The sequence below is a fragment of the Patescibacteria group bacterium genome, from assembly GCA_040390045.1.
Taxonomy (GTDB): Bacteria; Patescibacteriota; Minisyncoccia; order Phycocordibacterales; family SIBU01; genus SIBU01.
In genome coordinates, this window is the sequence record JAZJZC010000002.1 from 14,891 (window position 1) to 40,570 (window position 25,680).

Below are 25,680 nucleotides of genomic sequence, written 5' to 3' on the forward strand. Positions count from 1 at the left end.
ACGGGTGTTATAATTCCTCGTATGAAAAATCGGAAAATAATTGTAGCCAATTGGAAAATGAATCCAAAAACGGACCTCGAGGCCCGTACTCTTTTTGCCGCGACCAAGCGAAGTGCGAAAATTTGTAAAAAAATCGATGTGGTTGTTTGTCCTCCAGTCTTGTATGCGCCTTTTTTTAAAAAAACCGACAGTAAAAATCTTTTTCTTGGAGCGCAAAATATTTTTTGGGAACAAGGTGGTTCATACACCGGAGAAGTGAGTGCCGAGATGGTTTCGGATATCGGAGCATCGTTCGCTATTATCGGTCATTCAGAAAGAAGAGCGTTTGGTGAAACCGATGCGATGGTTTCTAAAAAAGTTTTAGCCGCTCTTCGTTCTAAAATTACTGTAATTTTGTGTATTGGCGAGAAAGAGAGAGATGCTAGCGGCGCCTACTATGAGTTTTTGAAAAATCAAATTCGAACCTCTCTCTTTGGTGTTAAGGGTAATTCCGTGAAAAATATTTTAATTGCCTATGAACCCGTGTGGGCGATTGGGAAAAGTTTTAAGGATGCCATGAAGCCAGCAGAGCTCTACGAGATGACGATTTTTATCAAAAAAGTTTTTGCTGATTTGTTTGGTGCCGATGTAGCGCACGCGCTACAGATTTTGTACGGCGGTTCGGTTAATTTCGAAAACGCAAAAAGTATCGTCACTGAGGGTCAAGTTGACGGTTTTATAATTGGCAGAGAAAGTGTGGATCCAGAAAATTTTAAAAAGCTCCTCACTGTGGTCAATGCAATATAAATTTAAAAAAATTGAGGACGCTCCTATTTCTTCCGGTACGAAGGTTTTACTTCGCCTTGATCTCAACGTGCCAATTGTGGATGGACAAGTTCGCGATGATTTTAGGATTAAAAAAAGTTTGAAAACTTTAGAGTTTTTAAAAAATCGCGGAGCGAAAACGATTATCATCGCTCACACCGACAGCAAAGAAACTGACTCTCTGAAAGTGGTGGCTGAGTATCTCAATACGATTATCAAAGTTGATTTTGTTCCCTCTTTAGAAGAACTCCCCGAGCGCCTTGGGGCGCTCGGGGACGGAGGAATTTTATTTTTGGAAAATATTCGCAACAATCCTGGAGAAATTAAAAATGATCTTCATTTTGCGCAGACGCTCGCTTCGCTTGCGGATATCTACGTTAATGACGCGTTTTCAGTTTCTCATCGTGCTCACGCTTCGATTGTTGGCATTCCAAATTTTTTGCCGAGTTACGCTGGATTTTTGTTTTGTGAGGAAGTGGTCCATGTGTCTCGAGCGTTTAATCCGCCGAGACCCTTCTTGTTTATCTTGGCTGGTGCAAATAAAAAATTAACCAGCACATCTTTGGTCTCTGAAACAAAATTTCCTCTTGTGACCAAGTTTTTAAAATCGGCCGACTCTGTGTTTGTCGGCGGAGCGCTTGCCAACGACCTTTTCAAGGCTGAAGGTTTTGAAATCGGACACTCGAAACATTCTGAGTCTGATTTCGGTTTCGAGGCGATGTTGCACAATCCAAAACTACTATTACCGCTCGATGTTGTTGTGGGAGACCCTCAAAACAAAATTTCAAAAAAACCAAACCAAATTCTTCCTGAAGAAATTGTCTTTGATGCTGGGCAAGAAACCTTGACGATGCTCACTGAAAAATTAAAATCAGCTCAATTTGTTCTTTGGAATGGCACGATCGGTGCTTATGAACAAGGTTTCGTCGAAGGTACGGAAGCTTTAGCGAAGGCGATTGCAGAAAGCGGAGTTGAGGCGATTGTTGGTGGAGGAGACACGCTTGCGGCTATCGACAAATTGGCGTTGAACGATAAATTTTCTTTTGTTTCAACGGGTGGTGGAGCGATGCTTGATTTTTTGGCTAGCGAAACTCTGCCCGGCATTGCCGCGCTCGAAGCGAGCGCGGCTCATAACTGATCGGCACTTCTCGATTTGACCGTCCGCCATAAATATGCAAAATGGGGGATAGAACACAAACGAAAGGCAACTATGTCACAGCAAAGTTTGCAGGAAATGGACGCGCCAACCTTTTTGGCGAAAGTGGACGGACTTTTGGATTTCATAAAGCGTCAAGCCGACGCTGACTCAATTGGCGAGTGGGCGCTCGACGCGTTGAAAGAGGAAATCCGCCGTCGGCTTCTCGATGAGAAAAAGCCTCAAGCCGAGCCTTTTCACATCCATGCGGAGGTTGGAGGTTTTGCTTGGGCCAATGTGCTTCCGTCTGATAGCCCATTTTCGCCAGGCTTCGGTTTTACGGAAAACCCTTTCTATGTGCTGGTACACGGAATGGTTGGGAAGGATCACAAAATTTTGAGAGTCAACCTCGTTGGGGTGGAAGCAGTACGAATTTACCTAGCTGGCCTCGAGGCAGCTTCGAAGTACGGCTTCAAGTTTACGGTATGTGGTTTAGATTACCTCAAGTCTTAAATCAGCGGAGCAAAATTTCAGATGCAAACAGTCCCTTAGAATGGGCTGTTTTTCTTTTGACAGATAGGCTTTCCGGTAGTAATCTCAAAACAGATACGTTTTAATTTTCGGTTCTTTATTCTAAATCCATGAAAGCTCAGAAAGTATTGATCGTTGGTGGCCAGGGAGTTATCGGCAAAGAATTCGCCAGGCAGTTACAGTTGCTCGGACATCAGACGGAATCTTTCAATTCCAGCGATGATCGCGGCACGTTCCAGTCTCGGCTTATGGGGGTCGATGCTGTTGGTATTACTATCAACGCAAATGACAGAGGAGAGGCCGCGCTTTCCTATCTGCTCGAGGCAGTTGAGGCAGGGCTTCCGGTCGTCACGTCCGAAAAACGCTCTTCAGCCTATCATTTTGAAGCTATCCGGCTGTACGTCGGTCTTGATCTTGTCGGCTGTACTGCAACAGTTGGTGGCGGGAGCGAAATGCTTGAACTTTTTCGACGTCCACACGCGCCTTTTGTGCACATGACCGGCGTAGTAAACGGTACTTTAAATTTCCTTTTTTCAAGGGTACAGGAGGGTTTGGATCCGCAGAGGGCTTTGGAAGCGGCCCAGAGGATGCATTTGTGTGAGCGGGGAAAAGGTGGTTTGGTGGAAACGGTTAACGGGGAACGCCATGATGTCATGCTCAAACTCTGTAACCTATTCAACTTTTCGGGAGTATCCGAAGAGTGCCTCACGCCGGATGATCTGAATTACCCGATCTATAGCGAAGCTGAAATACTTCGTCTGCTTCGTCACCCAGATCGATACCGGTTTGTGGTTAAGATTTCCCAATACGAGATCCAGCGGCAGTCGCTCGAGATTCGCGGACGAAAAGGCCGATGGCATATTTGGGGAGGGTTTGTTCCGGCTCGCTCTGTAGATTTTCAACTGCCGTCTGGCGCTGACAACGTTCTTGTTTGCACTGACCATCACGGGGATGAGGTCATGGCGTTTGGAGAGGGTGCCGGCGCAGAACCTACAGCATCGGCGATGATAAAAGATTTTCTTAGACTGACCAAAAAAGCTCAGCTGCAGGCGTGTTCTTAGGAACACGCTTTTTTTACTATTTACAATATGAAACCTCATTCACCCATTCGCACGAATGTGTGAATGAGGCTTGCCGGTTATACGTTTAGTTAAAATTTAGCTAAAAATTAAAGAGTTTTTTTAATTTTTTCCGCCACGCTCTCTCGCTCTCCCGTTTTGTATTCTTTGCCGTTCCAGAGTTTAAATGAGTCAGTGCTCAGGCGCGGCATGACGTGGATATGGGCGTGAAAAACAATTTGGCCGGCGGCCTTGCCGTTGTTCATACCGATGTTGACGCCTTCCGCGCCGAGATTTTTTTGAATTGAGCCAGCGATTTTTTTTGCCACGATCATCATTTTGGAAACGACTTCATCCGGTGTGTCGTGAATACTTTCGTAGTGACGTTTCGGAATAACCAGCGCGTGCCCTGGGTTTATTGGTTTAATATCTAAAAAAGCTAAAACATCCGTATCCTCGTAAATTTTTGAAGAGGGAAGTTCACCGGAAATAATTTTGCAGAAAATACAATCCATAAGAAGAATAGTAAATTGAAAATAGGAAATAGTAAAGAATGGTAAATAGTGAATAAAAAAAGACCAAACGCAGAGGAAGCGTAAGATCTTAGAGGTGGCTCATGCCAAAAATTGGCAGAAATACACGGCACCATTGGTGTACTGTTCCATCCACTCCGGCAATTTTCAGCCGGTCGATGTCTGCATCTCCCTTCGGGTTTTGCTCAAAGGCAACACTGACGAAGTTGCGGCGTTCGTTGTGGAATGACGAAGTGATCGTTATCCAGGGGTTGATTTCGTTTTCCCGGCTTCGGGCATGCTGTTCGTGGCTTACCCTGAGCAGGGAGGAAACAAGCTCCGAGTAGGGCAATTCTTCAATCCCTAACTTCGGGAGGAGGATGTCTCGCCATTGTCCGACAGTGCCGGTGACGCCGCGGATACTCAGGCGCTTGGAAGGATCCTCCGTTCCAAACGGCTCACAAAAAATCCGTAGCACCATTCTGCAACCACAGCCGCATCGCACTCGGACATGTGGCCACGGGTTGTTTGGATAGGGGTGGTGCCTCTTAATGTAGAGCGGGGCCACAGCTCCATGGGTGTCCTCGATTCTTTCAATGCACGGCAGATCAAGTGTCGTCATGTTTCAAAAAGATTCTTTCTGTTGATTTTTTACGCTTTTTAAATTGTTTTGTCAAGGAATCGGGAAAAAGATCATGATACAATTTGCTACATGAAAAAATATTTGGTCAGAGAAAACAAAGGCACGACACTTCTTGATCATCTGCTTTTTCATCGTGGCGTCGTTTCTCCGGATTCTACTCAGGCTTTTTTAAATCCCGATTACTCAAAACACATTCACGATCCGTTTTTGATGAAGGGAATAGACGTAGCAGTTGGGCGAATTTTAGAAGCGGTAGAAAAAAAAGAAAAAATAATTATTTATAGTGATTATGATACTGATGGTATTCCGGCGGGTGTCATTTTGCACGATTTTTTTAAAAAAATCGGCTTTGCTAATTTCAGTAACTATATTCCGCATCGGCACAATGAAGGGTTTGGTTTAAACATAGAGGCGATTGAAGGGTTTGCGAAAGATGAGGCAAAAATTTTGATTACCCTTGATTGCGGTACCGGAGATTTTGATCAAGTGGCACGAGCCAATGAACTCGGGATCGATGTCATCATTGTTGATCACCATTTGCCTGTTGGGAAATTGCCCGAGGCTTTTGCCATTTTAAATCCTAAGCAACAAGGCTGTGAATATCCTGATAAAAATTTGTGCGGGGCGGGAGTAACTTTCAAGCTCATTCAGGCTCTTATAACGAAAATGACAGGAAGCCCCTCGACTTCGCTCGGGGCAACCGCGCTTACGCGCGGTTGGGAGAAATGGCTGTTGGATATGGTCGCCATCGCCACACTTTCCGATATGGTACCGCTTGTGGGAGAGAATCGTTTGTTTGCCTACTACGGCATGATGGTTTTGAAAAAATCCCCTCGAGCGGGTTTGGTGAAATTACTCTCTAAACTTAAAGTAAATCAAAAACATCTCACCGAAGAAGATGTTGGGTTTACGATTGGTCCGCGAATTAACGCCGCTTCTCGAATGGGTGTTCCCATGGATGCTTTTAAATTGCTTTCAACTACTGATGAGAGTGAAGCTGACGCTTTGGCTGACCACTTGAATGAAATAAATGATGAACGAAAAGGCACAGTGGCCGCGCTGGCGAAGGAAATTAAAAAAATTGTGCGTGAACGGTACCCTTCGAATTCCTCAGGGCAAGCTACTGAAAAATCTAATCAGGTGATGGTCATAGGAAATCCATTATGGAAGCCGGCACTTCTGGGTTTAGCCGCCAACACCTGCGCCAACGAATATCAGTGTCCGGTTTTTCTTTGGGGGCGTGACGGCGATGATGTGATCAAGGGTTCGTGTCGCTCAGCGGAAAAAGCTAATCTTGTTGAGCTCATGACGGGGGCGAGCGCTGGAACATTTTTGCAATTTGGTGGACACGCTTTTTCTGGCGGATTTAGTGTGGCCAACGATAAAATTCATACGTTAGAAGAGGAACTCAATCGAGCGTATGTCGCGGCTTCGTCGGCGGCCGACCTGGCCGCGACAACTCCTGTCGACTGGCAGTTTGCACTCGAAGACGTCAATTGGGATACCTATCGAACCATCGAAAAATTAGCGCCCTTTGGCACGGGAAATCCCAAACCACTTTTTATTTTCCGCGACGTCACACCGTCCGAAGTTAAACATTTTGGTAAAGAAAAAAATCATCTCGAACTGGTTTTCCACAATCAAGTTGGCAAAAAAATTTCAGCTATCACTTTTTTCAAAACATCGAGCGACTGGGGAAGAGAAGTTGTTGCCGGCAAGCTAGTAAGCCTTGTCGCAACTTTTGAAAAATCCATGTTCAAAAATTTCCCCGAGCTTCGGTTGAGGATTGTTGACATTGTTTGAAATCTACACTAGATTTCACTTCAGCACGCAGAAGGGATTATATGAAATTAAGAATCAAGGTTCAGGTTGGTCCGACAAGAATTGATACCTTTTCCAGAATGGCGGATATGTTGCTAGGCTACTCTGATAACATTCCTCCCTCCATCGAAGTCGGAAATGAGGGCGAGATTGTTGTGACTGTACAATCTCAGTATGAGCCCGGCGACGGTTCGGTGTTTTTTACCGAGAAGGGCCACGTAGCTGGTGCCATTGCTGGATTTTTGTTCGGCACCGGTGTCCAGGTTTTTGGTCGTTCTGTCGAGGAGATTGTCTGATCGTCTTTCGTTAGTCCGGAACTTCTCCGGGCTTTTTTCTTGCTCGCTTCAATTTGTTGACTTTATCCGGTGCAATGCATAGAGTGTCGCTAGTTTAGGGTTTTGTTTATGAAGATCATTATCACGCTAGAGATGGCCGTTTTTGTGCCATTCGATCAGACCACTTTGGGCAATCATTTGGAAGAACTCAAGTACCAGTACTCGCTCTCTTCTTCAAATGGAAGCTTCACTGTTGAAGTTCAAATGCACAACAGTGATCCCAACACGTACGAATTTGCTAAGGAACGCGGCTATGTCGAAGGCTTGGTCGAGGGCATTTTACGAGGGCGAGGTCGTGTCATTACTAAACAGCGAGTTCTTTGGGGGGTTGACCCTCTTTAATACTTCCTCTCCATGCCCGGGCTTTTACTGGGTTTTTTCTTTTCTGTTATAATCTCTTAATTATCCTACTTAAATCTTGAATCATGAATCTTGAATCTAAAATCACTATCTTCACCGACGGTTCTTCGCGAGGCAATCCAGGGCCGGGAGGGTTCGGCGCGATTGTCGTTTTTCCAAACGACAATCGCGAGATTCATGATTCAAGATTCATGATTCAAGAGGTTGGAGGCAGGGAAGCACACACCACTAACAACCGAATGGAATTACAAGCCGCAATTGCCGCGCTTTCTTTTGTTTCTACCCTAACCCCTAAACCCTATACCCTTCTGGTGTACTCCGACTCTTCCTACGTCATCAACGGCATTACGAAATGGGTTTTCGGTTGGCAGAAAAATGGTTGGATCACTGCAACTAAAAAAGAAGTGGAGAATCGAGATTTGTGGGAGAGGCTCGCGGAACTGACGCGGAACTACGCGGGACAAACGCGGAATAAGATTGAGTGGAAGCAGGTTGCGGGACATGTTGGTGTGGCCGGAAATGAAAGGTGTGATGTTATCGCAACTGAATTTGCTGATGGTAAAAACCCAACATTATACCAAGGTTCGCTTGCAGAATATCCAATTAAAGGTGTGCTGAATCTGTACGATATATCGTACAAAAAGCTCGAAACAAAAAAAATCTCGAGATCTCACCAAAAAGCTACAGCGTACTCCTATGTTAGTTTGGTAGACGGTACGGTTTTAGTTCACAAAACCTGGGCGGAGTGCGAAGCTCGGGTGAAAGGCAAAAAGGCCAAATATAAAAAGGTTTTGAGTTCGGAAGAAGAAAAAGATTTGGTTGATTTGTGGAGAAAAAATTAGAGAAGCTTTCAGCTGAAAGCTATAAGCTGATAGCTTTAAAACATTCTCACACGAATTCAAGATGGAGCAAAAGTAAAACTAAAATATGAAGAACAAAAATCTGACACCACTCCTCGGAAAAGTTTTACAAAAAATCGCCCCACGAATCGGCGCAAAGGTTTTCATGGAGCCACGCTGGAATATTGTCGGGCAAATTATTTTTAAAAGTGGCCGGAAAAGATATTTCAGATATTCAAGCCTTGATCTCAATTCACTCGGCGCCTCTGAAATTGCTAAAGATAAAGATTACGCCAACTTTTTTTTGAAAAAAATGGGCTACCCAATTGTGCCTGGCAGTAAAACTTTTTTTTCTGATCAATTTGCGGAAGAGTTGGCTGTTTCTGGGCGTGATACGAAAGCTGGTTGGGTATACGCCCAAAAATTAGGTTTGCCGGTTATCGTTAAACCGAATAGCGGTAGTCAGGGCATGGGAGTTGCGCTTGTGTATCGGAAGTCAGAATTTTTCCGAGCCATGAAAATTATTTTTAAGAAAGATCGAGTAGCCATCGTTCAGCGGCCGGTTTCTGGAAAAGATTACCGACTCGTGGTGCTCGATGATCGAGTGATTTCAGCCTACGAAAGAATTCCGTTGAGTGTCCTCGGTGATGGCAAATCTTCAATTAAAAAACTTTTACTTTTTAAACAAAAAAAATTTGCCGCTTCGAGTCGCGATACCAAAATTAAAATTGATGATCCGCGAATTTTAGAAAAATTGAAACGCCAAGGGCTACGTTTCCAGTCTGTACTCGCTCAAGGTGAAAGGATTTTTCTTTTGGATAACGCCAATCTTTCTACCGGAGGTGATTCAGTTGATGTGACTGCAAATGTTCATCCAGAATTTAGAAAGATCGCGATACAATTAACGAAAGACATGGGTCTTCGGTTGTGTGGCGTTGACCTCATGATCGAAGGAGATATTACACAAGCACCCGCTCGGTACTTTGTTTTAGAAATCAACGCGGCGCCGGGCCTTGATCATTACGCCAAATCTGGAAAAGTTCAGGAGAAGATTGTTGAGGATCTGTATCTTGAAGTTTTGAAATCAATGGAAAAGTAGCTCAAGAAAAATGTATGGAAGTGAGAGATAAAATTCTAGCCATCTGTATCGGAGGATTTATTACTGGAGTTTTGGTGCGATCGTTCGTTGATTTTAGTATTTATTTTTCTTGTTTCTTTTTGGTTATTGGTTTAGCACTTTTTCTTCAGGCAAAATTTGAAAATGGGCAATCCGGTTTCAGGCGATTTTCACTGGGCTTGTTTATTTTGGCCACTGGTCTCGGCATGCTTCGCTTTGACGTGTCCGAATTTAAAACTACCAATCCTATTCTTGAAAACCACCTGAGTGAACGGGTGACACTGACAGGCACGATCGTCGATGAGCCGGACGAGAGAGCCGATTCTAATCGGCTGACCGTAAAACTCGAAAACTTTTTGACTGGAGATGTTGCAACTCCAATTTTTTCTAAAGCACTTTTGGTTGCTGATTTATATCCTCAATTTCAATATGGTGACGCAGTAGAATTTTCTGGTCAGTTGGAGAAACCGAAAAATTTCGCCGATCCATCGGGGAAAATTTTTGATTACCAAAATTATTTGGCGAAAGAAGGAATTTACTACCAAGTGAATCGGCCAAAAATTACCCTCATAAAATCCGATCAGGGAAATTTTGTTGTTTCAAAACTTTTCGATTTAAAACATGCTTTTTTGAACCAGATTAGCAAGCTCATTCCTGAGCCAGACGCTTCGCTTTTAGGAGGCTTAGTTGTTGGGGCTAAACATGCGCTCGGTCAAAATTTGCTCGATGATTTTCGCCGCGCGGGCGTCATTCATATCGTTGTGCTTTCTGGGTACAACATTACGATTGTGGCAGAGTCGATTATCGGATTTTTCAGTTTTCTGCCAAAATATTTAGGTCAAAGTTTCGGGGCGCTTGGCATTATCCTTTTCGCGATTATGACTGGCGGATCAGCGACGGTCGTACGGTCTTCGCTTATGGCACTTCTCGTCATTGTTGCTCGAACCACTGGTCGACAATACAACATTACCCGCGCGCTTTTATTTGCGGGACTTTTCATGGTGTTTCAAAATCCCAAAATTTTAGTTTTTGATTCATCGTTCCAATTAAGTTTCGCCTCAACCCTTGCCCTGATCTATGTTTCTCCTATTTTTGAAAAGCGATTTTTATTTGTGACCGAAAAATTTGGCTTGCGCGCGATTTTAGTTTCGACGCTCTCGACTCAAATTTTTGTTCTGCCGATGTTGTTGTACAAAATGGGGCAACTTAGCTTGGTTGCCTTGCCGGTTAACATTTTAATTTTATCTGCCATTCCAGCTACCATGTTGTTCGGGTTTCTTGCCGGTGTCATCGGATTTATTTCAAGCGTCTTGGCGTTTCCGTTTGCTACTGTTGCTTACGGACTACTCGAATATGAGCTCAGAGTCGTCGAATTTTTTGCTCATCTACCATTTTCCTCCGTTGCTATCGCTGGATTTCCCCTCTGGCTGGCCGTATTTGCCTACCTTGTATACTTGTGGGGGATTGTATTTTTGTCTAAAAAAACTACTGGCAAAAAGCCAAGGGATTTGCTATCATAAGAGCTTAGACAGTACTCCTTTTTTGATCTATGAAAAATCCTCTTACTATCGAGGGATACCTCAATGCAATTCGAACTCTCCCTCATAGCGAGTGGAGTGTTTCAATAGTTGGGAAATGTGTTTACCTCAAGAGAATTTCTACTGGGGAATTATTTTTCCCTCTTGGGGCGATATATTTTCAACGCACGGGTAAGAAGCCTCTGAGTCAAGCTGCTCTATTTCAGCTTCATCTCACGAATCATTTTCGGATGTCCCAGCCGGACTTTCTGGAGATTCGCTACGCTGAAATGGGTTTCCCCTGCGCTCGGGCTCGATGTCCACAATTACGGAGGCGCATCTTGCGCGCCTGCCTGTGGCTCAAGCCACGAATTGTGTTTATTGTCAGCCCGAGGAGTTTTACTACACGACTAACCAGAGCTGCGTGAGCGATGGTTAGTTTTTATTTTTCACTACTATTTAGCTTTTGTGTAATTCTCTTCAATCACAGACCAATTTAGATTTGAAAAAAAATCTTCTATGTATGCTTTTTTTCCGCTTGGCTGGTAGTCCGCCACAAACGAATGTTCCCACATATCAAGTCCTAGAATGAGCGCGCAGTTTTGGAGTTGTCCCAAGTGTTGTTCATCAATCCAGGCATTCAAAAGTTCGCCGCTTGATCTGTCGTAGTACAGCATTGCCCAGCCAATACCGCGAGTCATGGCAATAGCTTTAAATTCTGCAAGCCAAAGCTCAAATGAACCCCACTTTTCCTCAATGGCTTTTTTCAATGAACTGGAGCCGAGCGGACTCGAACTACCTTCAAGACTTTTAAAATAAACTTCGTGGTTTCTCATGCCGTTAAATTCAAATCCAAATCGGCGCATCACTTCGCCCAAGGCGTAAGCGTTTCTTGCCCCGAGCGGGGTCGAGGGGTCTGCGTCTTTTTTCAATTCCTCTACTTTTTCCAAGACCAAATTGGCGTGTTTGACGTAGCCTGCGTAGAGTTTCAAATGTTCCTCAATGGTTTTTTTAGAAATGCCTTTTAGTTCTGGAATGGTAAATTTTTGTTCTTCAAATTTTTTCATGGTTGTAAGTAATTTTATAATAATTTGATTATAGCACGCTTGCCCTGTCCGTTGACTTATTGTGTGAAGAGACTACTCTTAATGTAGTAGTTGCGTTGAAAATTCGTCCTTCGACTCGATGAAAATGAAAATATTTCCCAGTGGCGCTCAATGGCTCGATGTATACCGGCGCGTGTTTTGGTACACTGCGATTTCGGCCTTTATGGTTTTTTTCTTTTGGCGCTGGCACTTTCGTTATACGGGTGGCCGTGAGCTCAATGCTTCCGGTTTGCCTCGAGCATTCGATTCGCTCGCTCTGGCGCTGTGGGTTTTCGTTTTGTTGCTTCAGGCTCGGTTTGCGTACTACGTCCATACTTTACCAGAAGCCACAAACAATTTGCTCATCAGGGTGGCGTACCATTTGAGAGCAGCAACCAATCTCTATCTCATTTCAGGCGGGCTTATTTTGGCGATTTGGAATGTATGGAATGGAGTTGATTTGCAAGAGGTGGCTTGGAATGGCTGTGCAATCTTGCTGTGTTCTTTGTTGATTTTCGGAGTGTTTTCCATCACCATAGGAATTCTTCGCCTGCTTGCGTGGCGATATCCGCGACAAAGATACCTCTGTCAAAGAAAGATTTTCTAACTACCCTCGTTTATCGGGGGTTTTTAATATATAAAAAAATCGCAGAAAGTTTCTGCGATTTTGCGAATGTGGCCTGTTCTCAATCAACGAAGGACGACGGAATTATCGGCATCGGCGGGCACCTGCTTTCCACAAAGGTTCTGTATACGCACAGGGTGGAGTATGCCACAGCTGCCGAAAAAACCCCAGCGATTGTCACATTTGAAACGTAGGAGGAATTGCTCGGCATGACAATTGGCATCACTTCGAACTTCACCCTTTCCTCCATGAGGTTGTTCGTCTGATTCCAGTACGTTGTGATTTTCAGGGTTACACCGACGGGTGATTCTTCGGGGGTGTCGAAGTGGCTTTCTGGCGCAAGATGGAGCATTTGCCTATATTCCGATTGCCTAAAAATCAACCAGAGATCTTTAGTTTTATCTCCGATCGGCGCCGCCAGCGTCAGAAGGACGTCATTCTCGCGCCGTTTGACTGGGCATTTTCGATTGCGGAGTTTTTGAAACAAGGCAAAGGGGAGCGTGATAAGTTTCTGGGGTGTATTCATTATGTGCAGAGGGAGGTTTTCTTGCCACAGCTTATTAAATTAGGCCTTCAAAGGCAAGTTTTAAATGTAACGGACCATTTTCTTTTTAATGCTACAATTTTCTGATGCAAAGGGTTCGTGAAAATGCGCGCGTGTATTTGTTAGTGGCGCTTTTTGTTGCAACTTGTTGTATCTGGTTTGCGGTCTTTCACGAAAGCCGCGGGAATATTTTAAAAATCGCAATGTTGGATATCGGTCAAGGTGACGCGATTTTTATTGAAGCGCCGAATGGCAATCAAATGCTTATTGATGGTGGGCCGCCGAAAACTGTTCTCTCGGCGCTTCGAAAGGTGATGCCGTTTTATGATCGCTCGATTGATATGCTCATGGTGACCAATCCTGACGCGGATCACATGGCCGGATTTATCGATGTGCTAAAAAGTTTTAAAGTGGGGGAAGTGATTGAGCCGGGAACAAATTCACCTTCGGCGACCTATGCTGAACTCGAAAGAACAATTAAAGAGAAAAAAGTGCCGCAAGTTGTGGCGCGGCGTGGTGAAATAATTTGGCTCGATAAAAAAGCTGGCGTTGGATTCTACGTACTTTTCCCCGACCGAGACATTTTAGGATTAGCGACTAATGACGGTTCGATTGTCGGGCGGCTTGTCTACGGAAACACGTCGGTGATGTTTACAGGGGACTCACCTTCAAATATCGAGCATTACTTGGTCGCGCTCGACGGAGAAAAATTAAAAAGCGATGTTTTAAAGGTCGGCCATCACGGTTCGCGAACTTCTACCTCGGAAGAATTTGTCGGGGTTGTTGATCCAACGATGGCGATCATTTCAGATGGGAAGGATAATAAATATGGACACCCGCATCAGGAAACTTTGGATACGCTCGAAAAATTTGGCGTGAAAGTTTTTCGCACTGATCAGGTTGGGACGATTATTTTAAAATCGGATGGGGAGACGATTAGAAGGGAATAGGAGATAGAAAATAAAAAATCCCCCGCCGCGCAAAGCGCGGCGGGGGATTTTTTCATTCTTGAATCTTTAATCGTGAATCCTGATTCTGTTTAAATAAGGCCGGCTTTTTTGAGAGTTTGATACGCTCCGTTCTTGTTGATAGTTTTGATTGCTTCAGTTGAGATAGTCAATCGAATGCTCTTTTTAAGTTCAGGAATATAGATCTTCTTTTTTTGAAGATTTGGGTATTTGCGAGTCATGCCGGTAGGATTAAACTGCGTAGCACGAGTGCGGTTGCTGTACCCTCCACCCATTCGGGTTCCTTTTTTAGTTATGGGGCAAATGTTGGCCATTGAAATACAGGGTTTAGGGTACAGGGTGAAGGGTTTAGTTTTCCGAATTCGGTCTAGACCCTAACCCCTACACCCTTCTTATAATTAGTTTCGCTATGCTATCATATTCTTACATTTATGCAAATAGATATTGTCTTCCCAATTTTACTTCTGATTATGTCGATCGTCATACACGAAGTAAGTCACGGGTACGCCGCAGAAGCCTTGGGCGATCCGACTGCTCGTTACGCAGGACGACTCACCCTAAACCCGATTGCTCACCTTGAGCTCGTGGGTTCAATTATTGTGCCGATTATCACTGCTCTTGTTCCTCCGCACATGGTGTTTGGCTGGGCCAAACCGGTGCCGGTCAATCCCTACAATTTAAAAAACCAAAGATGGGGAGAGGTTTTGGTTTCTGCCGCCGGACCAGCATCGAATTTAGCCATCGCTATTATTTTCGGGTTGCTCATTCGCTTTGACGTCATCTATCAATTTCTTCCTGTTACTTTTGCCAGTCCTGTCGTAACCTTGGTATATATCAATCTCTTGCTGGCAGTTTTTAATCTTGTACCCATCGCGCCGCTTGATGGCTCAAAAATTTTGTTCGGATTTTTCCCAGCACGACTTTTCCATATTAGAAATTGGATCGAAAGTCACTCTCTTATTATTTTAATTTTCTTTATTCTGTTTCTATGGCAGTTTGTCGATCCGCTCATTACCTTTCTTTTCAGGCTGATTACGGGCTTATAAAATTTTATGAAAAAAATTTATTTATTACTTTTTCATGGACTCCTGAGTTGGCTGTTTTCCTTCGTTCTTGGGGTTATCACACTCTCTTTTTTATGGACAGATTCCCACAATATTTTTAGGTATTATCTTGGAAACGCTTTAGCTACCGGTTCTCTATTTTTGGCTGCATTTTTTTCAGCACAAATTGTGAGAAAGCTGATGCATTTTGATAAAAAAGATTCCCAGTTTGTCTTAATTTTCGGGACATTGATTTTATTTTTATTATATACGCTCCCTATATTTATAGGGAGACTTCCTGGTATTGAATCTTCTTCGAGTGTCATAATAATAATTAATTCGATTTTGGTGTCATTGAGTTATTTCCTTGGCACCCTATTTCTCAAGCCGTCTCGGGTTACTGATGTAGACAATTCTATGGAGTCGTAAAGATTGCTTGTGGCAGCTATGCAAGGTTGCTTTTTTTGCCGGTTTATATTACATTACTCCCACCGCAAGTTTATAAAGTTCCAAGTTCGTCAAGTTTATCAAGTGGGGAAAAAGCCTCTGACTTTATGAACTTTACAAACTTTAAGGACTTGATGAACTAATTATAATGCCGACAATCAACCAATTAGTAAAACGAAGACGAGTTATTCCAAAGCGAAAATCAAAAACGCCAGCTTTGACGCGATCATTCAACGTTTTGAAAAATCGCCCAATCGAATTCTTCGCGCCATTTAAACGAGGTGTCTGTACTAAAGTTACGACCAAGACTCCCCGAAAGCCAAACTCAGCTATTCGAAAAATTGCTCGCGTACGTCTCACGAACGGTATGGAAGTTACCGCGTACATTCCAGGTATTGGACACGCGCTTCAAGAACACTCCGTAGTTTTGCTCCGAGGTGGTCGCGTAAAAGACGTCAACCTCAGATACACGATCGTTCGTGGAGTCCTCGATGCTACGGGAGTAGATAAGAGAATGAAAGGACGAAGCCAGTACGGAGCCAAACGGCCTAAGAAAGCTTAAATTACAAATTAGGGTATAGGGGTTAGGGTCTAGGAAAAATTCAGAAAACTAAACCCTTAACCCTCTACCCTAAACCCTTCACCGAAAATGCGCCGAAAACATAAAAATAAAAATATCGTAAAGCCAGATGCAGTTCACAACTCAGAGAAAGTTGCGAAGCTCATTAACTATGTCATGGATGCTGGCAAGAAAAACGTCGCCCGAAAAATTGTCTACGGCGCTTTTGAATTCATTAAAGAAAAAGAAAAGACTGAAAATCCAGTTGAAGTTTTTGATACTGCTCTTAAAAACACCGGCCCAGTGATGGAAGTTCGCTCACGCCGTGTTGGAGGCGCCAACTACCAAGTACCTGTTGAGGTTCGACCAGAACGCCGACTCGCGCTTTCCATGCGTTGGATTATCGAAGCCGCCAACAGCAAAAAAGGCAAACCAATTCACATTAAACTAGCGGAAGAGCTCATCGCCGCCTCAAAAAACGAAGGTGAAGCGGTTAAGAAACGCGAAAATACTCATAAGATGGCTGAGGCTAACAAAGCCTTCGCCCATTTCGCTTGGTAAAACTGAGCCGCCTCGGCGAGCGTGTTACCAGTGCAAAATGGAGCATCCAGCAAAAATTTTTACGCTAGAAATTTCAAAAAAATTTTTGTCGGACAGCATGTTATTGGTAGTAATGTAAAAAGCGGGCAAGAGAGCCTGTTTTTTTTCTTGCATCTTGAAAATTTTGATGTTCTAATGGCCATAGAACCGTACGTCTGGGATTTTGAAATATGAAAATTATTGAACTCAATAGCAAGTTACTTCGAATATGGCTTTTGGAATATACAGGGTTAACTTTCGTGAACGATGCGTGTTACGAAAATGGGCAATGGCGAGAATTAACAGGAATGTCTAGGTTGGTGAGCGCTTCTTCTTGGCGTTTTTCTGTAAGAGGTGCATTTTTCGATGAATTACCAAAACATAAATTTGCGTTCGGGCGAAGTGGAGGAGTTGGGATCCCTGTATATCAAGAAAAAAGTCCACATCGGCATTGCTGGGTTGCCATTGATGGGGGGCTACAGGTTTTGGATGTCGCGATTATTTGTGAATTGTCCCGAGATCAAACTGGAGTTATATTTTCTCCGCAGGTGCGTTGGATTCATCATAATCTAGGTGACCATTCAGCAGAGCAAGGAAGAAGAGTCACTGACCTTGATCCTTTGTTTCCAATTCTCATCCAACACGGACAGTTCGTAGGAGAAAAGAAACCATCTTTTCTGGATCGGATTGGAGAAGGTGTTTTACGTCTATCGTTTAAAGCTATGGGACATGATCTGCGTTCACTCAGTTCGCTTTTTACCGAGTTTACCGGCGGGAACCTTGCTTTCCAAAATATTCGCTCTGAATTCGACCCAACGCCAGCGAAAGATTTTTTTGTTAATGCGACTGGCGCAGATCAGGTCAAGGTTCTGCAGGGGTGGCAGCAACAACTTGTCACTTACAAAACAAAGCTCGTTGCCGCGATCTGAAATAGTGGTCGCGGTTTTTTCTTAAGTAAAAGTGTTGACCGTTTTTATACCAAAGTATATACTTTGGTATATGAAAACTATTTTAAATATAAAAACTGATAAAGCAGTTAAATTAGCGGCGAAAAAAGCGGCGGATGAAATTGGCATGCCGCTTGGCACTATTGTCAACGCTTTTTTGCGACAATTTGGACGGGATAAGGAGGTTACCTTTTCTACTTCATTACACCCAAATAAGTACTTGCGAGATATTCTTGATGAAGCAGAACAAGATATTAAGAATGGAAAAAATATGTCTCCCGCATTTTCAAATGCTAAGGATGCAGTTCGTTGGCTTAACTCAAAATAAATGCGTGTAATTTTCTCTCGCAAGTTTCAAAAGATGTACGGAAAATTGCAACCGAGTAAGAGGTCACTTTTTGATCACAGGTTAGTCTTGTTTATGGCTGACCCGTCAAATTCAATGTTACGCAAACACTATTTGTCAGGTAAATATTCTGGTTGCTTGAGCATAAATATCGGGGGCGATATTCGCGCTATATACAGAGAGGAGAGTAAGGGAGTTTCAGTTTTTGTAGCCATCGGCACGCATAGCGAGTTGTACGAATAGGCATCTGTGTTAGGATAAATTTACATTTTACAAACTAATTATAAAACCCCATGCCCCTTATCATTTTAATTCTCATCGTGCTTGCGATCATTTTCTTCGGCAGTATTCGCATCATTGAGCAGAACACCGTCGCGGTTGTGGAATTTTTGGGAAAGTATCGCCGAACGATGACCGCGGGGTTTAATCTAAAAATTCCCATTTTGGAAAAAATTGCCGAACGCATCACCTTGCGACAGCAAAACTTTTCTATCGATGGCAAATATCCTTCGAATGACAAGGTGATCGTGACGGTTTCGACCAACCTCATTTACACGGTTAACAACACCGATCAGGGTATTCAACACTTTGCCTATGTTTTGCAGAGCCGCCAGCAATCAATCGCCGCGAGTGTGGAAAATTCTCTCCGAACCTACATCGCTAAAGAAACTCACGAAGGAATTTTAGAAAAAAAAGAAGAATTAGCACTTCACATCAAAGCTGATCTCGCTAAACAATTTGAAGAGTGGGGTATGGTCATTATGAGTTTTCAAATTACCAATGTCACATTCCCGCTTGCTATCACGGACGCCATGTCTGAAGTCGTCGCGTCACAACAGTTGCGAAAAGCGGCAGAAAATAAAGGAGAGGCGACAAAAATTCAAGCCATCAAAGAAGCCGAGGCGGAAAAAGAACGCAAGCGATTGCAGGGAGAAGGAATTGCCCTCGAACGATCAGCCATTGCTGAAGGATTAAAACAGGCGATTGAGGTCGTCGGTAAGGCGACAGGTCAGAAAACCCAGGATGTTATGGCCATGCTTACACTTACGCAATATCTCGACACTCTAAAAAATATCGGCATGTCTAATAATACTAAGGTTATTTACTTAGATTCTCACGTGGGTAAAACAACAGAACTGATTCAGCAATTAAGTAGTGCGATGGAGACGGGGCATGGGTACGGGGTACATAACAACAAGTAGACCAAATAAAAAAACCGCATAGCGGTTTTTCAAAACCAGATACCAAGATTTATTGCCGCATTTCTCCATGCGTCGCGAGCGGTTTTGCCCTCCCCCAAGTACGTCGCTGCGTTTACGTGACGCATAACAGTGCTCTTGCAACGTGGACATTTAGTTTCAATTTCAACCTGAAACCCGACCCTGAAATTGCCACATTCTTGATAGATGTAAGCTTTCGGGTGCTTACTCTTAACTCTTCTTTGAGCGCTGCGCGGCCGCTTTGTAGATATTGGCATAACTTCCTTATTCTCTAAGTCTAAGAGGCAATGTATCAAGTTCAATGTGGAGGAGTCAAGAAAATAATTGACATTTATTTTTAACCTGATTAAATCACAAAGGAGCAGTCCATTTTCTAGCCTGTTGGCTAGAACGTTTGTGTATGCAAACGAAAAGGTGTTAGGCATATCCACCGATTGATATGTCGCTTTGAAAAAACAAAGGAGGCTGTATGGCCAAAAGAAGAGATGACGAAATTACTAGGGGCCCGGGAAGAGATGAACTCAGGCGGGCGATGTTTGATGTTAGTCGTAGACCCAGACTGGTGTTTGGGAACAATCGTAATCAATGGTTGGTGCAAGTGCACACAGTCAAACGCTTAAGTACAGCTGACGGCAATACATTTGATCTCGTTGGTTTTTCCCACTGGCAAAGCTGGTCATCACCGATTTTTGTTGATGTTGAAATTTTCAACTACTCAGTCCATCGTCGTCGCGGTGAAGAGATCAGGTTGGGTCAGGATATATTTGAAATGAGAGATGATATTCCTCCCATCCAAATTGACCTAGGTCAGTTTTACAGGTTTGATTTGCACACAGAAATCACTCAGTCCTTGCCGGCTTCTTACAAACTCAAAGATCATTCGTGGGCCAGCCATAAAGGTGATCCATGTGGAATTGGAGAACGTATCAATTGGGAGTGCGATCTGCGCAAAGGTATGGCCAATGTCCAATTTGTTCGTCCGCGCCCGGCGGAAACGGATAGGGTCGATGTCACATTCAAGAAGACTATTTATGTCTAACCGCTTTCATGACAGCGGTTTTTTTATACTCTCCTTGTTTCTAGGTTTAAGGACTTTAGAAATTTGATTATTATTTCCGTCCTTGATAAAATTTTAAAATGAGTCCAGAAATTCCTAAAATAAAAGAAGAATGGAAGCCGGAACCAGCTGAGTCATTTGGAATCGAGTTCGGTAGCGCCAAGATTCTTGAGTTTCAGCAAACTATGAATTCTCTAGGTTTCAGACACAATGGTTCTGATTCTAGTGATGATGAAGTTGTTGTTAAGGGACAACGTCTAAATGGTGATGGGACAGAAATCGAAATTAGAATTAGAAGGGGTCCAAAATATAAATCTCCGATGGAATTGGCCAAGGAAGAAGCAGAACGAGAAGAAAAAGAAAGAGCTCAAAAACAGGGAAAAGCATAATTTTGCAATTTCCCTTCTTTCCTGTATGCTATTGGCTACGCTTCGGCGTATTTTTTATTACTACACCCTAACCCCTATACCCTTAACCCTTTTATATATATATGAACCGTGATTATCCGTTAGAGAAAGTTAGAAATTTTGGAATTATCGCGCACATCGATGCCGGAAAAACTACCACCTCCGAGCGTATTTTGTATTACACCGGAATGTCCCACAAAATCGGTGAAGTGCACGATGGTAACACGACCACTGACTGGATGGAGCAAGAACGAGAGCGTGGTATTACGATTACCGCCGCCGCTATTACCTGTTTTTGGAATCCAACCTACATGGCAAAAACCGATGTTTCAAAAAAGCATCGTTTCAATATTATCGACACTCCAGGGCACATCGACTTTACCGTTGAAGTGAAACGCTCGCTTCGCGTGCTCGACGGAGCCGTCGTAGTTTTTGACGGAGTGGCTGGCGTCGAGCCTCAAAGCGAGACGAACTGGCGCTATGCCGAAGAAGGAAAAGTGCCTCGCATTTGTTTCATCAACAAGCTCGACCGCATGGGAGCGTCGTTTGAATTTTCCTACAAATCTATCCTCGAACGTTTGAGTAAGAACGCCGTTCGAATGCAAATTCCAATCGGACTTGAAGAAAATCACGAAGGCGTGATTGATCTCATGAAAATGAAAGCCTATCACTTTGAAGGTGAAATGGGATTTGAAGTTAAGGAATCAGAAATTGCTCCAGAAAATCTCGATGAGGCCAAAAAATATCGCGCCGAACTCGTGGAAAGAATTGTGGAGCATGATGATGTTTTGATGAGTCAATATCTTGAAGGCAAGGAAATTTCTATCGATGTTTTGAAAACCACACTTCGAAAAGCCACTATCGATGCTAAAATTTTCCCTGTGTACTGTGGTTCCGCTTTGAAAAATAAAGGTGTTCAGCTCGTACTCGACGCCGTGGTAGATTATCTTCCATCACCAGTTGACATGCCTGCAGTTAAAGGAATTGATCCAAACACAGGAAACGTTGTTGAACGAAAGCCTCTCGATAGCGAACCGTTCTCAGCGCTTGTTTTCAAATTGCAGTCTGATCCATTCGTGGGTCAATTGAACTTCTTCCGCGTCTATTCGGGAAGTGTTGAAGCGGGAAGTTATATTTACAATTCAACCACAGGAAAGAAAGAACGTTTGGGACGTATCGTTCGACTTCAGGCCAACGATCGTGAAGAAGTGAAAAAAGTGTATGCCGGAGAAATTGCCGCCGCCATTGGACTCAAAGATGCACGTACCTCGCATACCCTTTGTGACGAAGCCAATCCAATTGTGCTCGACGCTATCAAATTTGCTGAGCCAGTTATCTCGATGCGCATTGAACCAAAAACCAAGGCTGACCAGGAGAAAATGGGTTTTGCGCTCAAGCGTCTTACCGACGAAGATCCAACCTTTAAAGTATTTTCAGATTCTGAAACTGGAGAGACGGTAATCAAGGGTATGGGAGAACTCCAACTTGAAATTATGGTTGATCGTATGAAGCGCGAATTTTCTGTTGAGGCAAACGTCGGCAAGCCACAAGTGGCCTACAAAGAAACTATTCAGGGAGCCGCAGAAGCCGAGTACAAATACATTAAACAGTCTGGAGGAAAGGGTCAGTATGGTCACGTCAAACTCAATATCAAACCACTCGAACCAGCTCCTGAAAAAATACCTAAAAATGTTTCTCGTTATGATGAATTTGAATTTGTCGATTCAATCAAGGGAGGAGTTATTCCACAGGAATTTATTCCCGCCGTTGAAAAGGGAGTTAAGGAAGCGATGGAACGCGGAATTGTGGCCGGTTACAAAATGGTGGATATTTCTTGTGAACTGACTTACGGTTCGTACCACGATGTCGACTCATCAGAAATTGCTTACAAAATTGCGGCTTCGCAAGCTTTTCAAGATGCGGCCAAACGAGCCAAGCCAGTTATTTTGGAACCAATTATGAAAGTTGAAGTGGTGACTCCAGAAAAATTTGTGGGAGATGTCACGGGACACCTTTCTTCAAAACGCGCTGAAATTCAAGACGTCGGCGAACGAGGAATGAACAAGGTGATTGACGCTAAAGTACCACTCGCCGAAATGTTCGGATACATTACTACGCTTCGATCGATGACCGAAGGCCGCGCGGGATACACGATGGAATTTGATCACTATGAAGCAGTACCGGGGAACGTCGCGGCGGGAATTATTGAAGCAAGAAAGTAAAAAATAGACAATAGAAATAAACTGAAAGCCCGGCGCACGAAGCGCGCCGGGCTTTCAGTTTATCCACTTTCGTGGTACTATGTGAGCTCTATCGCTTACCAATAATTTTTTCAATTATGAAGAAGCTATTACTCACCCTTTCTCTCGTCGTCTCTTTAGCCTTCGCCTCAGTGGCTTTTGCCGAAACTTCAACTTCAGTTGCGGCCAATCTTCAAGCGCAAATTAACACCATCCTGGCTCAAATTCAAAAACTTCAGCTCCAGCTCAATGCTCAAGCAGGAGTTTCAACTACTGTTCTTCCGGTTGTTCCAACAACCTCAACTTCCGCTTCTGACGGATTTTGTTTTGCTTTTGTAAATAACTTAAGAATTGGAGATCAAAATCCCGATGTCACAAATCTCTACCGTGCGCTCATCGCTGAAGGACTTTTTGACAAAGACGAAGCCTTTCAAGACGGCCGACAGGTTCTGTATTTCAGTGAACGATTAGCTTCCGCTGTTTCTGAATTTCAAGAAAAATATGCTTCTGAAGTTCTCGCTCCCGCTGGCCTAAAGCGCGGCACAGGCTACGTGGGTCCTTCGACGAGAGCGAAACTCAATGCTCTGTATCCATGTTCAAAAACTATTCCACCTGTAGAATGTCCGCTCGTCTACGGCTCTGACGGAGTAGTTCGTCACGAGTGTTCAACGAATTCTCAGTCTCCCGTCATCAATGGTGTCAGTGGCCCTCAGTCACTAACAGTAAATCAGCAAGGTACGTGGACTGTAAAAGCTTCCGATCCAAGTGGAGGAGCTCTTTCGTACTCAGTTATTTGGGGGGACAGTACATCTGTGCCTATGGCAACAGGTGAGAATGGTTTTCCTTCGGCGAGTACATTTACGCAGACTGCAACATTTACTCACACCTATACACAAGCAGGAAGCTTTTATCCGCAGTTCTTTGTAAGAAATAATGTTGGAACACAGGGTACGGGCTTGAGTGTGAATGTGGTTGGTGTCAAAACCGCTTCTTCTATTACCGTTTCGCGTCCAAATGGCGGAGAAGCATGGACCAAAGGAACAACCCAAACAATCAGTTGGAACGACACTTCAAATAATCTTCCAGCTGGATGTAATCAAAACGGTCTTTACTGTATGCCTCCTGTTCCGAGATCCTATGATATAAAACTTATCCCATACTGTATTGGAACTTGTACGGCTATACCACACGCTCCTTATACAATTGCAAGTAATGTTTACTCAAATAGCTATTATTGGAATGTTGGGAGTATTACCTATGCGTATGCAACGCAACCAAATCCTACTACTATTGTTCCTGACGGCGCGTACACTATTCAAGTTTGCCAAACGGGCATCTCAGTTTGTGATTCAAGTGATTCGTATTTCAAAATTATTTCTGGTGTCGCACAGCCTTCTATCACTGTTCTTAGTCCAAATGGGGGAGAGACATTTACGCAAGGAAGTCTGTTGACTGGTTCGTTTACAACATCAAATATAGCTTACGGTACATTTTGTGAGGCAGCCATTGTTGGTAGGAAGTCAGATGGTAGCCCCGTTGATGCTACTATCGCAACTTTGAGCATGTCAGCTACAGATAAACAGGTTTATTCTGGAACAATTCCAGCTAACCTTGTGCCCCCAGGAAGTTACAGAATTAGAGTTGATTGTGGTGGTGGAGTTTTGATTGCCCAAGATCAAAGCGACAATTCTTTTACAATAACTACACCCACTAATTCTACAACTCCTACAGCCTACCTTTCTGCTTCGAGCGGGAATAAAACAGTTTCTTCATCAGGTTCTAACAGTACAACGGGAGTTCTGACCGTAAATGTTGGTGATGTTGTTTCATATACATGGAATACAAACGGTACTTCTGCCACATCAGGCTACACAGTTTCAGGCGGGGCTGATCCTTGTGGTTGGTATCCAGTTAGCTCTGGGCCAAATTATCCTTGGGTTGCTCACGACACAAATGGTTCTTATTCAATGCCAAATGCTATTCAAAGTTGCCAAGCCGGACATACCTACTACATCACTTACAAAGGCACCAACAGCGCTGGATCAAATTCCGCGACGGTTGCGGTGGTGGTTAATCCAGTAGTTTCATCACAACCTACTATTACTGTAACCAGCCCAAACGGTGGAGAGACATTGACGATGGGTAAAACCTATACCGCTTCTTGGACTTCATCAGGAGTTTCAAGTGTCATGGTTGATTTAGTACGACCCGGATACGAATGCCATCTCACTAATGGGGACGTGTCTAATACTGGAAGTCTAAATTTTTCATTGACGAGCTGTGTCAACGGTCTAGCAATATCTCCAGCCACTGATTATAAGATCGTGGTGATGTATCGAAGTAATGCAGCGATTGTCACTAAGGATGAGAGTAATTCATATTTTACTATCATGACAACTTCCACCCTTAACAATCAGTCGCCGATTATCGATAGCATAACGGGCCCAACAGCGGTTGGAGTTAACCAGGCCGGTACGTGGAATGTGAAAGCTACTGATCCAGAAAGCGGCAATCATGTTGTTTTTGGAGTAAATTGGGGAGACGGTAGCATTTCAGCTAATACATTTTTTTCTTCAACTGATCCCAAATACGCCCTTGCTACTTTGAGTCATACCTACACTCAAGCCGGAGCATACACTATTACCTTTAGTGTTGATGATGGCGACGGAGGAATTACGACACAGCAAAGAACGCTCAACGCGTGGGTAGTCGGGACGTTCACAGTCAATTAATTTTATCAAAGTGTTTCCTGAAAACTCCCCGTCGGCCGCGGCCGACGGGGAGTTTTCTTAAAGCTAACAGCCATCAGCTCTAAGCTGTCAGCTTCTCTAGCTTTGCGTTTGCGTTTTTTTTCTCTTATGCTAGTATATGAATCTCGCGTCACGCGCTTCTTTTCAGAACTTGCGATTTTGGCGAACTTCTTTGTTGCTTCGCTCGTTTG

Annotated in this window: 29 protein-coding genes; 22 read left to right on the forward strand and 7 right to left on the reverse strand. The window is 43.7% G+C overall.

Annotated features, from left to right (window positions below):
• Positions 1-21: 21 nt before the first annotated feature.
• The 4 genes from tpiA (at position 22) to V4467_01890 (ending at position 3,531) form a co-directional block, all read left to right on the forward strand.
• A complete protein-coding gene (gene tpiA, locus V4467_01875) occupies positions 22-786 on the forward strand; it encodes a triose-phosphate isomerase (protein MES2087720.1) in 765 nt (254 codons plus the stop codon).
• Positions 776-1,942 (forward strand): phosphoglycerate kinase, encoded by a 1,167-nt coding sequence (pgk, locus tag V4467_01880; GenBank protein MES2087721.1) that lies wholly within the window; start codon positions 776-778, stop codon positions 1,940-1,942. Before tpiA ends, pgk begins: the two co-directional genes overlap by 11 nt.
• 72 nt (positions 1,943-2,014) lie before the next feature.
• On the forward strand, positions 2,015-2,452 hold the full coding sequence (locus V4467_01885) for a hypothetical protein (GenBank protein MES2087722.1): 438 nt from the start codon (positions 2,015-2,017) through the stop codon (positions 2,450-2,452).
• 128 nt (positions 2,453-2,580) lie between these two features.
• Positions 2,581-3,531 (forward strand): hypothetical protein, encoded by a 951-nt coding sequence (locus tag V4467_01890; GenBank protein ID MES2087723.1) that lies wholly within the window; start codon positions 2,581-2,583, stop codon positions 3,529-3,531.
• A 107-nt stretch (positions 3,532-3,638) separates the two neighbouring features.
• Here V4467_01890 and V4467_01895 read toward each other — a convergent pair whose 3' ends face one another.
• Positions 3,639-4,043 (reverse strand): HIT family protein, encoded by a 405-nt coding sequence (locus V4467_01895; protein ID MES2087724.1) that lies wholly within the window; start codon positions 4,041-4,043, stop codon positions 3,639-3,641.
• Positions 4,044-4,131: 88 nt separating this feature from the next.
• Positions 4,132-4,521: a hypothetical protein gene (locus V4467_01900; GenBank protein MES2087725.1), complete on the reverse strand. Its 390-nt coding sequence runs from the start codon at positions 4,519-4,521 to the stop codon at positions 4,132-4,134.
• Positions 4,522-4,752: 231 nt separating this feature from the next.
• Here V4467_01900 and recJ point away from each other — a divergent pair, with 231 nt between their 5' ends.
• The 6 genes from recJ (at position 4,753) to V4467_01930 (ending at position 10,675) form a co-directional block, all read left to right on the forward strand.
• Positions 4,753-6,486, forward strand: coding sequence for a single-stranded-DNA-specific exonuclease RecJ (recJ, locus tag V4467_01905; protein MES2087726.1), 1,734 nt, complete (start codon positions 4,753-4,755; stop codon positions 6,484-6,486).
• Positions 6,487-6,527: 41 nt separating this feature from the next.
• Positions 6,528-6,800 carry a hypothetical protein gene (locus V4467_01910; protein ID MES2087727.1) on the forward strand — a complete coding sequence of 91 codons (273 nt, stop codon included), beginning with the start codon at positions 6,528-6,530 and terminating at the stop codon, positions 6,798-6,800.
• Positions 6,801-6,908: 108 nt separating this feature from the next.
• Complete coding sequence (locus V4467_01915) at positions 6,909-7,181, forward strand: hypothetical protein (GenBank protein MES2087728.1); 273 nt, start codon at positions 6,909-6,911, stop codon at positions 7,179-7,181.
• A gap of 83 nt (positions 7,182-7,264) precedes the next feature.
• Positions 7,265-8,041, forward strand: a complete 777-nt coding sequence (locus V4467_01920) for a ribonuclease H (protein MES2087729.1) — start codon at positions 7,265-7,267, stop codon at positions 8,039-8,041.
• An 85-nt stretch (positions 8,042-8,126) separates the two neighbouring features.
• Positions 8,127-9,137, forward strand: coding sequence for a cyanophycin synthetase (locus V4467_01925; GenBank protein MES2087730.1), 1,011 nt, complete (start codon positions 8,127-8,129; stop codon positions 9,135-9,137).
• A 14-nt stretch (positions 9,138-9,151) separates the two neighbouring features.
• Positions 9,152-10,675, forward strand: a complete 1,524-nt coding sequence (locus tag V4467_01930) for a ComEC/Rec2 family competence protein (protein ID MES2087731.1) — start codon at positions 9,152-9,154, stop codon at positions 10,673-10,675.
• Between the two features lie 452 nt (positions 10,676-11,127).
• Here the strand turns inward: V4467_01930 and V4467_01935 are convergent, their stop codons facing one another.
• On the reverse strand, positions 11,128-11,739 hold the full coding sequence (locus V4467_01935; GenBank protein MES2087732.1) for a Fe-Mn family superoxide dismutase: 612 nt from the start codon (positions 11,737-11,739) through the stop codon (positions 11,128-11,130).
• Positions 11,740-11,857: 118 nt separating this feature from the next.
• Between V4467_01935 and V4467_01940 the strand changes: the two genes are divergently transcribed.
• Entirely contained in the window at positions 11,858-12,364 is a 507-nt protein-coding gene (locus V4467_01940; protein MES2087733.1) for a hypothetical protein, read from the forward strand.
• A 79-nt stretch (positions 12,365-12,443) separates the two neighbouring features.
• Here V4467_01940 and V4467_01945 read toward each other — a convergent pair whose 3' ends face one another.
• Positions 12,444-12,908: a hypothetical protein gene (locus tag V4467_01945; GenBank protein MES2087734.1), complete on the reverse strand. Its 465-nt coding sequence runs from the start codon at positions 12,906-12,908 to the stop codon at positions 12,444-12,446.
• A 221-nt stretch (positions 12,909-13,129) separates the two neighbouring features.
• On the opposite strand from V4467_01945, the gene V4467_01950 reads away from it, so the two are divergent.
• Positions 13,130-13,876, forward strand: coding sequence for a ComEC/Rec2 family competence protein (locus tag V4467_01950; GenBank protein ID MES2087735.1), 747 nt, complete (start codon positions 13,130-13,132; stop codon positions 13,874-13,876).
• 89 nt (positions 13,877-13,965) lie between these two features.
• On the opposite strand, the gene V4467_01955 is transcribed toward V4467_01950, so the two are convergent.
• Positions 13,966-14,208: a bL28 family ribosomal protein gene (locus V4467_01955; protein ID MES2087736.1), complete on the reverse strand. Its 243-nt coding sequence runs from the start codon at positions 14,206-14,208 to the stop codon at positions 13,966-13,968.
• A gap of 117 nt (positions 14,209-14,325) precedes the next feature.
• Here V4467_01955 and V4467_01960 point away from each other — a divergent pair, with 117 nt between their 5' ends.
• On the forward strand, positions 14,326-14,940 hold the full coding sequence (locus tag V4467_01960) for a site-2 protease family protein (GenBank protein MES2087737.1): 615 nt from the start codon (positions 14,326-14,328) through the stop codon (positions 14,938-14,940).
• A 122-nt stretch (positions 14,941-15,062) separates the two neighbouring features.
• Here V4467_01960 and V4467_01965 read toward each other — a convergent pair whose 3' ends face one another.
• Positions 15,063-15,263 (reverse strand): hypothetical protein, encoded by a 201-nt coding sequence (locus V4467_01965; GenBank protein MES2087738.1) that lies wholly within the window; start codon positions 15,261-15,263, stop codon positions 15,063-15,065.
• A 269-nt stretch (positions 15,264-15,532) separates the two neighbouring features.
• On the opposite strand from V4467_01965, the gene rpsL reads away from it, so the two are divergent.
• The 5 genes from rpsL (at position 15,533) to V4467_01990 (ending at position 19,017) form a co-directional block, all read left to right on the forward strand.
• Positions 15,533-15,946 carry a 30S ribosomal protein S12 gene (gene rpsL / locus V4467_01970; GenBank protein MES2087739.1) on the forward strand — a complete coding sequence of 138 codons (414 nt, stop codon included), beginning with the start codon at positions 15,533-15,535 and terminating at the stop codon, positions 15,944-15,946.
• A gap of 87 nt (positions 15,947-16,033) precedes the next feature.
• On the forward strand, positions 16,034-16,504 hold the full coding sequence (gene rpsG / locus V4467_01975; protein MES2087740.1) for a 30S ribosomal protein S7: 471 nt from the start codon (positions 16,034-16,036) through the stop codon (positions 16,502-16,504).
• Between the two features lie 209 nt (positions 16,505-16,713).
• Positions 16,714-17,451 carry a hypothetical protein gene (locus V4467_01980; GenBank protein MES2087741.1) on the forward strand — a complete coding sequence of 246 codons (738 nt, stop codon included), beginning with the start codon at positions 16,714-16,716 and terminating at the stop codon, positions 17,449-17,451.
• Between the two features lie 70 nt (positions 17,452-17,521).
• Complete coding sequence (locus V4467_01985) at positions 17,522-17,797, forward strand: hypothetical protein (GenBank protein MES2087742.1); 276 nt, start codon at positions 17,522-17,524, stop codon at positions 17,795-17,797.
• Between the two features lie 311 nt (positions 17,798-18,108).
• Positions 18,109-19,017 (forward strand): SPFH domain-containing protein, encoded by a 909-nt coding sequence (locus V4467_01990; GenBank protein MES2087743.1) that lies wholly within the window; start codon positions 18,109-18,111, stop codon positions 19,015-19,017.
• Positions 19,018-19,046: 29 nt separating this feature from the next.
• Here the strand turns inward: V4467_01990 and V4467_01995 are convergent, their stop codons facing one another.
• Positions 19,047-19,292, reverse strand: a complete 246-nt coding sequence (locus tag V4467_01995; protein MES2087744.1) for a hypothetical protein — start codon at positions 19,290-19,292, stop codon at positions 19,047-19,049.
• 212 nt (positions 19,293-19,504) lie between these two features.
• Between V4467_01995 and V4467_02000 the strand changes: the two genes are divergently transcribed.
• From V4467_02000 to V4467_02015, 4 genes are all read left to right on the forward strand, one after another.
• Positions 19,505-20,074, forward strand: coding sequence for a hypothetical protein (locus tag V4467_02000; GenBank protein ID MES2087745.1), 570 nt, complete (start codon positions 19,505-19,507; stop codon positions 20,072-20,074).
• A 98-nt stretch (positions 20,075-20,172) separates the two neighbouring features.
• Positions 20,173-20,481 (forward strand): hypothetical protein, encoded by a 309-nt coding sequence (locus tag V4467_02005; protein MES2087746.1) that lies wholly within the window; start codon positions 20,173-20,175, stop codon positions 20,479-20,481.
• Positions 20,482-20,582: 101 nt separating this feature from the next.
• A complete protein-coding gene (gene fusA, locus V4467_02010; protein ID MES2087747.1) occupies positions 20,583-22,721 on the forward strand; it encodes an elongation factor G in 2,139 nt (712 codons plus the stop codon).
• Between the two features lie 116 nt (positions 22,722-22,837).
• A complete protein-coding gene (locus tag V4467_02015; protein MES2087748.1) occupies positions 22,838-25,471 on the forward strand; it encodes a PKD domain-containing protein in 2,634 nt (877 codons plus the stop codon).
• Positions 25,472-25,680: the final 209 nt, after the last annotated feature.